12 protein-coding genes are annotated in these 12075 nt (G+C 36.3%); 2 read left to right on the top strand and 10 right to left on the bottom strand.

The genetic code is table 11. The annotated features are described in order from the left end of the window. Positions 1–2 precede the first annotated feature (2 nt). The 8 genes from ID741_RS07665 to ID741_RS07630 form a co-directional block, all read right to left on the bottom strand. The gene (locus tag ID741_RS07665) at positions 3–584 is read right to left on the bottom strand and encodes a non-canonical purine NTP pyrophosphatase (RefSeq protein ID WP_218326891.1); all 582 of its coding nucleotides are present in this window, start codon (positions 582–584) and stop codon (positions 3–5) included. Next, the gene (gene folE, locus ID741_RS07660; RefSeq protein WP_438719608.1) at positions 584–1156 is read right to left on the bottom strand and encodes a GTP cyclohydrolase I FolE; all 573 of its coding nucleotides are present in this window, start codon (positions 1154–1156) and stop codon (positions 584–586) included. Before folE ends, ID741_RS07665 begins: the two co-directional genes overlap by 1 nt. Continuing rightward, entirely contained in the window at positions 1150–1635 is a 486-nt protein-coding gene (gene folK / locus ID741_RS07655) for a 2-amino-4-hydroxy-6-hydroxymethyldihydropteridine diphosphokinase (protein WP_218326893.1), read from the bottom strand. The genes folE and folK overlap by 7 nt, the downstream gene beginning before the upstream one ends. Further along, positions 1628–1999: a dihydroneopterin aldolase gene (gene folB / locus ID741_RS07650; protein WP_438719607.1), complete on the bottom strand. Its 372-nt coding sequence runs from the start codon at positions 1997–1999 to the stop codon at positions 1628–1630. The genes folK and folB overlap by 8 nt, the downstream gene beginning before the upstream one ends. 222 nt (positions 2000–2221) lie before the next feature. Further along, positions 2222–3328, bottom strand: coding sequence for a glycoside hydrolase family 73 protein (locus ID741_RS07645; RefSeq protein WP_218326895.1), 1107 nt, complete (start codon positions 3326–3328; stop codon positions 2222–2224). A gap of 118 nt (positions 3329–3446) precedes the next feature. Next, a complete protein-coding gene (locus tag ID741_RS07640) occupies positions 3447–3770 on the bottom strand; it encodes a hypothetical protein (RefSeq protein ID WP_218326896.1) in 324 nt (107 codons plus the stop codon). Positions 3771–3885: 115 nt separating this feature from the next. Further along, a complete protein-coding gene (locus tag ID741_RS07635) occupies positions 3886–5061 on the bottom strand; it encodes a 3D domain-containing protein (RefSeq protein WP_438719606.1) in 1176 nt (391 codons plus the stop codon). Between the two features lie 113 nt (positions 5062–5174). Continuing rightward, the gene (locus tag ID741_RS07630; RefSeq protein ID WP_438719605.1) at positions 5175–5972 is read right to left on the bottom strand and encodes a putative ABC transporter permease; all 798 of its coding nucleotides are present in this window, start codon (positions 5970–5972) and stop codon (positions 5175–5177) included. Positions 5973–6099: 127 nt separating this feature from the next. Between ID741_RS07630 and ID741_RS07625 the strand changes: the two genes are divergently transcribed. Together ID741_RS07625 and ID741_RS07620 are read left to right on the top strand one after the other, a co-directional pair. After that, positions 6100–7812: an ABC transporter ATP-binding protein gene (locus ID741_RS07625; protein ID WP_438719604.1), complete on the top strand. Its 1713-nt coding sequence runs from the start codon at positions 6100–6102 to the stop codon at positions 7810–7812. Between the two features lie 2 nt (positions 7813–7814). Then, positions 7815–9575 (top strand): ABC transporter ATP-binding protein, encoded by a 1761-nt coding sequence (locus ID741_RS07620; RefSeq protein ID WP_438719603.1) that lies wholly within the window; start codon positions 7815–7817, stop codon positions 9573–9575. Positions 9576–9615: 40 nt separating this feature from the next. Here ID741_RS07620 and ID741_RS07615 read toward each other — a convergent pair whose 3' ends face one another. After that, positions 9616–10821, bottom strand: a complete 1206-nt coding sequence (locus ID741_RS07615) for an MFS transporter (RefSeq protein WP_438719602.1) — start codon at positions 10819–10821, stop codon at positions 9616–9618. A gap of 92 nt (positions 10822–10913) precedes the next feature. After that, positions 10914–12062, bottom strand: coding sequence for a glycoside hydrolase family 3 protein (locus tag ID741_RS07610; RefSeq protein WP_438719601.1), 1149 nt, complete (start codon positions 12060–12062; stop codon positions 10914–10916). Positions 12063–12075: the final 13 nt, after the last annotated feature.

Genomic DNA, 12075 nt, shown 5'->3' with positions numbered 1-12075 from the left:
GATCAATCTCCTTTGATTTTCAGCAATATTTTTTTTAGCGCTTGAATTCTTGGACTATAATGTGCTCTTTCAAAGTCGGTCATTTCAGCCAAAGTTTTATTTAGTGCAGGAATTTTTATAATCGAATCAAAACCATAGCCCATAGTCCCTTTTGGTGGGACGATTTCTCCCACTAGACTGGCTTCACTGGTCAGATAATTGCTCTCATCCATTAAATAAACCAGTGTGGCTTTTAATGTGACTTTTTTTGAAGTTTTCGTATTTTGAAATAAAGCCAAAATTTCTTGATTTTGATCTAACGGATCACTACTTTTGAAAAAACGCTGCGTCTTCAAGCCTAAAATTTCAGGAAAGGCGACCAATTCTAAACCACCATCATCCGCTAAAACTGGTTGTTTCAGTTTCGCTTGATAAAACTTGGCTTTTAAGTAGGCATTCTCAAAATAAGTCTGTCCTGCTTCTTGTGGTTTTTCAGCAATCTGCGAGTATTTTTGATAAGATACTAAGGAAATATTTGAATCATAAATGCCTTGCTGCATCTCTAGTAATTTTCCTTGATTATTGGTAGCGACTATTATTTCCATTACTTAAGCGCCTGTAAAAAATCTTGTTTCCAATCACGATCTTCTTTAAAAATTCCAGTATAATGGTAAGTCTTCGTCAAACTATGGGGCGTTTTTGCGCCACGAATAGTCATACACATATGTTCAGCCTCAATTGCAATGGCGATACCTTGATTAGGAATATTAGCAGCCAATTTTTCTGCAATCATCACAGTCAAATCTTCTTGGACGCTTGGACGTTTTGAGCAATAATCCACTAGTCTCGGAATTTTACTTAGACCAATCACTTTGCCACCAGCTGGAACATAGGCTAAGTGAACTTTGCCATAAAATGGTAACAAATGATGCTCACACATCGAATAAAACTGAATATCTTTCACTAAAACCATATCGTCTTCATTTTTGCTATCAAACAATTTATAGTCATCAAATGCTGGTGTCATCAGTCCACTAAAAATTTCCTGATACATTTTTGCTACCCGTTTCGGAGTTTCTAATAAACCAGTCCGTTCTGGATCTTCACCGATAGCTGTTAATATTTCTTTCACTGCATTTTCAATAATTTGTTCTTTTTCGCTGTCCATTTCTACCATTCCTTTGTGCTTAGTTTCACTTCATTTTGATTGCCTGATGCGTTAATCCAATAATCAATCGGTTCTCCCAAGAGGTTCTTTTCTCGATAAATATCTTTCAAAGGAATTAAAACAAAAGAACGTTTAGTTAATTCCACGTGGGGGATTTTCAATATCGGTAGATCAATCTTTTCATCACCGTATAATAAAATATCAATATCTAGCGTTCGTGGTCCCCAATGAATCATCCGTTGACGTCCCAAGTCTGCCTCCACTTGATGAATAGCTGTCAATAATTCCTCAGGTGTTAAGCTCGTTTCCACCAAAATTGCACCGTTTAGAAAATCATCTTGCACCACATCTCCATAAGGTTTCGTCTCGTATAACTTAGAAGAGGCCAATAAAGAAATGTCGGATCTTTCTGCCAGTAGTGTTCGACCTTTTTTTAAAGTAGCTAAAGAATCACCTAGGTTGCTACCAAAAGCTAAATAACTAAGCATGATTAAACTCTCTTTCCATTTCAATCTCAATATGATCAAAATTTCCCGGCATCGGTACTGAATATTTGCGTACTTTGACTATTGCTTTAGTCAATTGTCCGCCAAAATTTTCTTCAATGACATCTAAAATTGCCGAAACCAAGGCTTCCATTAAATCAAAACTTTTTGATTGAACCAGTCCACTAACTTTTTCAGTTACTTCAGCATAACTAACTGTATCTACAACATTATCTGATTTTCCTGCTTTTTTTAAGGACGTCTGCATTTCAATATCTAAAGCAATTTGTTGCCCTAATTTTTTTTCTTCCGGTAAAACACCATTATAGGTATAAAAACGTAAATTTTTAATTCGAATCTTATCCATTTCAATTAACTCCTTTAAAAAAATAGCATGTACGCTAATCATAGCAAAACTACTAGATTCCGACCATTAAAAGAGTAAATAGAATCAAAAATATTCTTCTAATAAAAAAAAGATCTATTAAAGAACGGTATCCCTTAGATGCAAACCTTGACGATAAGCATATATTAAAGGACCGATTTTTAATAGATCAGCTATTTCAATTAGATCATGGCAAACAATTGTTTATTGACCATACCAGCCAATACCTTCATCACGCCAACCTTGTTTTACTAAATTGTTATGTTCATTCGTATTTTTGGTGTAATGGTGGGTTCCAGTCTTTGCATTTGGATTATACAAACGATAAAGAGTGGTTGAACCGCCAGAGTACCAACAACGACCTTCATATTTCCAGCCAGATTTTACTAAATGATCTTTTTCGTCGGCAGCCAAAGTATAATGGTGATCGCCAGAGTTTGGATTATATAAACGATAAACTTCAGAACCAGACTTAGGAGATTGCCATTCAACACCTTCATAATTCCAACCGACAGAATCCAACCAATTTTTTTCTTTGGCATCATTCGTGTAAAAATGCTCGCCACTATTTGGATTGTACAAACGATACATGGAATTTGAATTTGTATTATCATATTGAGTCAGATTATAACTTTCAATTACACTATTTAAGGTACTAGCATAAGTAGGCGAAGTTGCGTAACGCCCCTGCAAATAGGCTGTTGCATCTTTGTAAGAATTTGTATTACTTTTCCATGCTCCTGCATAAAAATAAACGCCACTACTAAAAGAAGTCGTTTTAATAACTTTAACATTGTCTAATAAAGATTCCGCATAAGAGGGATATTTTCTAAATGCTGCATCAATTGTAATCCATTCTCCATTAACGTATTCTTGGGTTTTAAAGGTCACCGATTGACCGTTATAATTACCTTTAATTCCAAATAAATTATAATTTGGTGCTGCTGCTAACGCACTTTGACCCCAGCCACTTTCAATAATGGCTTGAGCAATCATTACTGATGCATACATATCATTTTCAGCAGCTAAAGTTCTAGCTGAAGGTGCCACGCTATCAATAAACACTTGTTGATAAGAACTTGCTGCTCGTGTATTTGATGTTGCGCCCAAAACATTTGCTGGATGGGTTGTTTCTATATTTTCTCCATTTGTTAGAGGATTTTCAGTCGTCTCACCAACAATAATTGAATTTTGTTCAGTCGCTTCTTCTACGTTTGTGTCATCAAGAATTTCTTCAGCAAAAACGGTCGTTTGGCTCGCTGCAACAGTACTCAAAACAACTGCGCTAAATAATAGTTTTTGAATTTTCATTTTTTCCTCCTAAAGATTAGCTAGATTGTCATTTTTTTCAGCTAATATTTACAGTTCAATTCATTTTACCTTGATAAATTGAAGAAATCGTTTCAGTTATGTTACAAACGTATTATTTTTAATCGAACACCTGGACTTGGACAAATCCCCACTGAGTTGGAATGTAGTAGCCGTTAACTGATTCATGTTTCAGTGTGCTAGTAACTAAAAAGCCCGTAATATGATAAAGTTTTTGATCATCCATGCTCGTTGTCCGACCAGTTTTTTTCAATAACTCTTCTAAATCTCTTTTAGGCATCAGATAATAATGGAAATCCTGTCCCTTTAAATGTTCAGAGGAAATCGCGCCTTTAAACGTGATTTTTTTCTTTAATTCTTCTTCAGTGAATTTTAATTTAACTGGTGTTAATGTTAACTCTTGAAACTCAATCGTCTCTGACAATAAAAACGCCTCCTTAAAACTTAATTATTATTTTATCACAGATATCACTACTTATATTACCGGCATGAAAAAAAGCCAACAACAAAAATGAACTCAATTTGCTGTTGACTAAATATTAACTTAATATTGTTACTGTCACACTTCGACGTCCCCATTGAATGCATTCTCCAACAGTTGCAAAATGGCAATCAATAATATTTCCTTTAATGGCACCACCAGTATCTCCGGCAATCGCGATACCATAACCCGAAACCTCCACCATTGAACCTAATGGAATGACACTAGGATCTACTGCTACTACTTGAGGATTTTGCCGCAAATCAATCCCTGTGGCTGTCCAAAAAGTATTGGCAGATTCTGCGAAAGAATAAGCAGTTGATTGCATTGTTATGGTTTTCCCACCAGTATTAGTTATCGGTGTTTCAACCGGTGCTGGTGTTGGCGTGTTATTTGTTGGTGCTGATTGAGTTTCACTTGTTTCAGTTGTTGAAGAACTTGTGGTACTTTCTACTGTTGTGGTATCTTCTGTAGCTTTTGTATTTTCTGTAGTTGTTGTGCTTTCTGTTGTCTGACTTGAAGTAACTGTCGCGGAATTTTTTTCAGCTTCAGCTGCTTTCTCCTCAGCTTGTGCAGCTTCTGCAGCAACACGAGCTGCTTCGACCTCTTTAGCTTGACTAATTTGTTGTAAACTTGACTGGTTATTGGCTAATTCTGTTTTTAAATCAGTTAGTTTCGTATCTAATTGTCCCGCTTCAGTTGTTAAATTACTTTCTTGCTCCACTAGATCTGCTTGGGTCTTTTCTTGTGTCGCTTTTAAGTCAACTAGTTTTTCTTGAGCATTAGTTAAGTCAGTGACTTTGTTTTGTTCTGCTCTTTGAATCGTACTTAAAGCAAAAGCCCGATTAACAAACTGGTTAATACTTTTTGAATCTAATAATGCAATGATCGATTTTTCATGGAAACGATTGACTTGGACTTCTTTTAAGCGCTTAGCTACGATTTTTTTCCGCTTTTCAATAGTTTCTTTGGTTTGTTTTATTTCAGTTTTAGTTGCTTTTAAAGTGGATTGATTATCCACAATTTTTTCTTTTATAGTTGCCACACTTTGATATTGTTGATTAGCGGCATTTAAAGCCAACTGAATATCTCCATTTATTTGTTCACTTTGTTTTGTTAATGTAGTTGTTTCTTGATCTAATTTTTCGACACTTTCAGCCGCTGCAATAGTTGGCGCTACTAATTGCATCATCAAGAGACCACTAAATAAAATACCAAATTTCTTCCTTAACACAAACTCACACCCTTCTAGATCATTATACGAAAAAAAAGCTGGTTAAATGTTTCAATCAGATGACTATCTGATTACAAAAAAATGCTTTTCGCCTAAGCAAAAAGCATTTACTCTTATTTTTCCCGCAATGTTTTAACTACTTGACGAATATCTGGCAAGCTACTTTTTAAATCAGATGATTTCATTGTAGGAAAGGCATTTAAGAAACGTCGTTCTTGTAAATTTAATTTTGGCAACTTTTTGCGAGTTTCAGGATCTTTGAAAGCCTCCAACCACTCTTTTCTTTCCGTTTGTCGTTCCTTTGCTTCTGTTTTTAAAGTATCTAAGCGTTGATTGACATCGGTTTGTAATTGGGCTTTCTTTTCTTGAATGGCTCCACTGAGTTCGGTCATTCTTCTTCTTAATGAAGACACATTGGCCAGTGTAAAACCAGTATCGGCACTAATAAGCATCAATAAAAGAACCGGTAAGAAAATACTAAATCGTGCGTACAATCCTTCTAATATAGTCATCAAGTGGGGATTAAGCACCCGGACAATAAAGACACAGGCTGCTCCCCAAAAAATCGAGACAGGAACCGCCACTCGCCCATTAATATTTAGCGGTACTTTTTTATAATCCCACAAAGTCAGATGAAATATTTTTTCTAATAAAAAACTCGTGATATATTCTAAGATAGTACACAATATAAATGACAAACCAAATAATAAAAAAATATTTTTTTGAAAAGGATCAATTAAATATAATACACCGATCACACCGAAACCATAAATTGGTGTAATGGGACCTAATAAGAAACCTCGGTAAACAAAGTGACGGGCTTTAATGCCGCAATAGACTGTTTCCCACAGCCAACCAATAAATGAATATGAAAAAAATAATAGCACTACTAATGAAAATTCTTGTTCCATAATTCCCTCCTTTAGAACCTTTTGTCTAAGTGTAACAAATAATTTTAAAATACGAAAAAATTTTCACTATTTTCTGATATAACAAACAGCTATAATAAGAGTAATTGTTTTTTGAAAGGACGATTTCATGATTTCATTATTACGTTATGCCAAAAAATATCGCCTACAAGTCATCCTTGGACCCGTGTTCAAATTTCTAGAAGCCTTTTTCGAGCTATTATTGCCCTTAATTATGGCGCGTTTAGTTGACGAAGGGATTGTCAAAGGAAATAGCAACAAAGTGATAGAGATGGCTGTCTGGATGCTGTTGCTGTCGATTGTGGGAATGCTGTGTGCTTTTGTCTGCCAATATTTTGCATCAGTAGCCTCTCAAGGTTTTGGTACCGTCCTACGAAATAAACTGTTAGCTAAAATTCAAAGCTTTTCACATCATGAATTAAATATTTTCGGAACAGATACTTTAATCACTCGCATGACCAGTGATATTAATCAGGTGCAATGGGCCTTAGCGATGTTTATTCGTTTAGTTATTCGGGCGCCTTTTTTAAGTATTGGTTCAGTCATTATGGCTTTTTATATTGACACAAGAATTGGCTTTTTATTTTTACTAATCTTACCAATTTTTTGTTTGGTTTTATTTTTTATTATTCGTTTTTCCGTTCCTTTATACAAAATCGTGCAACAAAAATTAGACGGTTTAAATTTATTAGTTAGCCAAAACTTAACTGGTATTCGGGTCATCCGTGCCTTTGCTAGAGCGCCAAAAGAACAACAAACATTTAATCAACAAACTGACGACTTAGCAAAAGTCAATCGCCGAGTAGCCAATATCTCTTCCTTGTTATCACCGGCAACAACCTTAATTATGAATATCGGGGTTGCTAGCTTACTTTATTTAGGTGGTATCAATATTAACATCGGTCATTTACAGCAAGGACAGATTTTGGCTTTGATCAATTACATGAATCAAATGTTGTTAGCCTTAATTATTGTTTCCGATTTAGTGGTTTTATTTACCCGCGCAGCAGCTTCTGCTAGCCGGATCAATCAAGTTTTTGATACTGAAATTAATTTAGCCGATACTGGTGAAGTGACTGAAACGCTTGAAGAAGTTCCGGTGGTACAATTTGAAAATGTGGATTTTCGTTATCGTGAAGATTGGGCTCTAGTTTTAAAAAATATTTCCTTTGCTTTAAAAAGTGGAGAGACATTAGGTATTACCGGTGGAACAGGTAGTGGAAAGTCTAGTTTGATTGAATTGATTCCACGCTTTTATGATGTTAGCGCTGGGAATCTCTTCTTTTCCGGCACCAATGTCAAAGCTTGGTCACTTGCTCATTTACGTCAAGAAATCGCTCTGGTTCCTCAGACAGCCGTTTTATTTAGTGGAACTATTCGAGAAAATTTACGTTGGGGAAAAGCTGATGCAACCGATGAGGAATGTTGGCAAGCTTTAGATACTGCACAAGCAACAGAATTTGTTCGCCAACTGCCACAACAATTAGATACGGTAATCTTAGAAAATGGGAAAAACTTTTCCGGCGGTCAACGACAACGCTTAACCATTGCTCGAGGAATTATCGCACGACCAAAACTATTAATCTTAGATGACTCTTTGTCTGCACTAGATTACCAAACTGATCTAGATTTACGAAAGGCTTTAAAGAAGGATTTGACTTCTGCGGTCATTATTATTTCTCAACGTTTGCGGTCCTTACAAGAAGCTCAAAATATTCTTCTGCTAGAAAAAGGGAAGATTATTGCCAGCGGGACCCATCAAAATTTACTGTCATCATCAACTGAATATCGAAAACTTGCAGAATCACAGGAGGAGGCCTAATAATGAATCGACGAAGAAGCTTTTTAACCTCCTTAAAATTATTCTTTCCTTACCTGACTGCCTATCCAAAACAGCTAATTGCTGCAATTATTTTAGGTATTGCCAGTGGTGTCACTTCAGTTACGATGACTTATTTAATCGGAGTTTCTGTTGATCAAATGGTGGGTACAGGAAGTGTCAACTTTTCACAGCTTACAAAAATTCTTACCTTATTTGTCGGTATTTTTTTAGTCACAGTTGTCAGCCAATATTTGATTGCCCGTTTAGGTAATTTTGTAGCTTATGATTCAGTAGCACAATTACGAGAAAGAACTTTTACCCATTTAAATCAGCTGCCGTTAAGTTATTATGATCAGACAACAAAAGGTGACATCGTTAGTCGTTTTACCAATGATATGGATAATATTTCAGTTGCCATCTCTGCGGTCTTCAACCAAGTATTTGCCGGGATGACCGTAGTTATTATTGCCTTGATTTTTATGCTATATCTCAGCCCGACATTAGCGCTAATCGTTTTAGCGGCTACGCCAATTATTTTTCTAGTGACCTATATACTTTCTCGTACGTCACAAAAATATTTTTCTGCACAACAAAAATTAACCGGTGATATTTCCGGCTTTATAACCGAAATGATCGGAAATCAAAAAATTGTGAAGGCTTTTCAACGAGAAACTGTCAATCAACAAAATTTTGAAACCTTAAACCAAGAACTTTATTATCGCGGTCAAAAAGCTCAGTTTGCCTCTTCATTAACAAATCCAGGCTCACGCTTTATTGATCATATGGCTTATTTATCAGTGGGATTAGTAGGTGGATTATTAGCGTTGAATGGGCGGACAGATATTACTGTAGGAATTATTTCCAGCTTTACTATTTATGCCAGTCAATTTACTAAACCATTTATTGATTTGTCTGGTATTACTACCCAAATTCAAACGGCTATTGCCGGTCTAGATCGTGCGTTTGATTTGTTAAATCAGCCAGTAGAAGCACCCGATGGGAAAAATTCTCTTGTTTTAACAGATGTTTCTGGAGAAGTCGTTTTTGAACATGTATCTTTCAGTTATTCAAAAGATCGCCCTTTAATCCAAGATTTTAACTTAACAGTAAAACCGGGAGAAACGATTGCTATTGTTGGAAAAACTGGTGCTGGAAAATCAACTTTAGTGAATTTGCTGATGCGTTTTTATGAAGTTGACGCTGGCAAAATTACAATCGATGGCAATGATATCCAAAAAATTTCCCGCGATAATTTGCGCCGCCATTTTGGTATGGTTTTACAAGAGACGTGGTTAATGGAAGCTTCTTTACGGGAGAATCTGCGCTATGGCAAGCCAAATGCTGATGATGAAGAAATTTTCGCAGCATTAAAAGCCGCTTATATGGACGATTTTGTACGGAATTTACCTGAAGGATTAGATACAATTGTGGGTGTAACCGGCTTAAAATTGTCAGATGGACAAAAACAATTATTGACGATTGCGCGCACCATGATTAGTCAACCGCCTATGTTGATTTTAGATGAAGCCACCAGCTCGGTGGATACCTTAACGGAAAAGAATATTCAAACAGCCTTTTTAACCATGATGGAAGGTCACACTAGTTTCGTTATTGCTCATCGCTTGTCTACAATAAAAAATGCCGACCAAATTTTGGTTTTAGATCAAGGTCAAATTGTTGAAATTGGTACCCACGAAAAATTGTTAGAACAAGCCGGTTATTATTATCGTTTGTATCATGCGCAATTTACTGAAGAAAATTAAACAAAGAAGGCGAGCTGCGTTAAACAGCTCACCTTCTTTTTTAACGATATTTTTTATAAAATAAAAAACCGAATATGCTAGCCACAACCATAAAAATACCCGAGTATAAAAACCATGCCGCGATCCCAATCTGTTCTGAAATCGGTCCGGCCAATATTAAACCAATAGGCATGGCAGCTGACAACACACTACCTAAAACTGAGAATACTCGCCCCAATTTTTCAGGTGCTACCGTTTCTTGAATATAGGCTGTAAAGGGTATGTTGTACAAATTGCCAAAGCTCCCTAACAAAATACAGCAAATCACAAATAGCCAGTAACCTAATAAATTAGTAGGCACCAAACCACTTGCAAACGTGGCACTACCTAAAGCCAACATAGCAAATTGAGCTACCAATAATTTTTTCTGCCAATGTTTCTTCAAACCAATTAAAAATGCACTGACTAACATCCCTGCAGCGTAAGCCAGCTCCACAAAGCTTGCATACCAAGCAGACAATTGAAAATGAGAACTGGTCATTAAAGGAAATAGGGTCCCTAATGGTAAAAAGAACACCATAGAAATAAATGAGATAATTAAGACAATCAACATTGCTTTATCTGCCTTAAAAACTGCAAGACCTGCTTTTAATTCATTTAAATAATTAGGCTCTGATGTTAGTTCAGTTTGTGGAGGATTAGGTACTTGAACAATCCACAAAGCAAATGATGCTACCAAAGCACCCAGCAAGTCAGTTAGAAGAATTAGCCACAACGGCATCGCGGCAAACATTGCTGCACCGATAACAGGACCTAACATAAAAGCACCTGATTGCAAAAATTGACTCCAACTATTGGCTTTCACCAATTCCTTTTCAGGCACTAATAATGGTACGATTGCTTGAATCGATGGAGTGTGAAAAACATTTGCTAATGCTCGTAAGAACATCGCAAAAATAACGATATAATAACCCGGATTTCCCAAAAGAAACCACAGTGACAAAACCAAAGCCACTCCACCCATGAATAAATCAGCCATAATAACAACATTTTTTCTAACTAATCGATCTAACCATACGCCAACAAAGGGACCCAAAAACATCTGGGGCAAATAAGCAAACAATCCTGCAATTGATAGCATTACTGCTGAATTTGATTCACTCGCTAACCACCAAATCAATGAAAATTGGACAGCAGAGCTGCCGATTAATGAAACTGTCTGTCCTGATAAAATTGTTAAATATTTTTTCTTCCAAGAGCTTTCCATGCCATACTCCTTGTCAAAATTTATTTTTTAGTAAGTTTGACAAGATCTTTTTTCAAACGCATCGATGCACACATCATTATTCTCTCCTTTTACTAACTAATTAAGCCTAACTTTTCTTTCCAATTCAAAATCCGTAAAACTGATTGATTTAACGCGTCTTCACTGTATTGACCATTTTGAATTGCCTGAATAACATAAGGAATCTGTGTCTGATAACTAGATGATAAGATTAAATCATTACCTGCTTGCAAGGCTTTCAATCCAGCTTCTTCTTGCGAAATAAATTCTGCCAGACCAGCCATATCCGTATCATCTGTCATAATCACACCTTTAAAATTCAACTGATCACGCAAAATTTCATGAACAGCCGGCGAAATCGATGCCGGTTGACTGCTATCTATCCCATTCACAATATTATGGGAAACTAAAATACTATCTGCTCCTGCTTGAATGCCAGCAATAAAAGGCTGAAAATCTGTAGTCTGCAACTCTTCTAGACTTCGTTCGTCTGTTACAATTTCAGTGTGAGAGTCACGATTGTTACCATAACCAGGAAAATGTTTTAAAGTCGAGCCGATTTTTTCCTTAGACATTTCACCAACACTTTTTGCCACATATTCGCTGGTCCCGGCAGCATCTAAACCAATCGTCCGATCATAAATAAATGATTCTGGATCAGTAGAGACATCCGCATCAGGTGACATCCCCAGTTGAATGCCTAACTCATTAAAAATCGCAGCTTTTCGATCAATGTCACGAACAATCCCATCAAATCCGTCTTTTTGATACAATTCTTGTGGGTTTTCAAAAGGTGGCGAAACAATTTTATTCCGACTCAAACGGCTGACCGTTCCACCTTCTTCATCAGAAGCAATAAATAATGGCGTTGGACTATTTTCTTGAAATTCAGCAATTTTTTGTTTCAAGTCGGCTTGCCCAAGACCAGCCATATCTCGATCAAATAGCAAATATCCACCTAAATGATAATTCTGAAGATCTTCAATCGCACCTTCTTCAGGAACCCGTGCGAGAAATAACTGGCCCACTTTTTCTTCCAAAGTCATTTGTTGCAACAACTTTTCCACCTGACTTTCTTCTTGTGAACTTTCAACGGTAGTCGTACTGCTACTGATTTGATTTTTTTCAGTCGTTGTCGTTGTCTTATTTTGCTGTCTACAAGCAGCTAATAAAAACAAACCAAATATTCCGATTACTAACCATAAGCATTTCTTTTTAACCAATCTTCTCACCTAA

This window comes from Enterococcus sp. AZ103 (assembly GCF_051714685.1).
In the GTDB taxonomy this organism is placed as follows: domain Bacteria; phylum Bacillota; class Bacilli; order Lactobacillales; family Enterococcaceae; genus Enterococcus_A; species Enterococcus_A alishanensis.
Note: the sequence above shows the minus strand (reverse complement) of the source record. Positions and strands in the feature narration are given on the sequence as shown.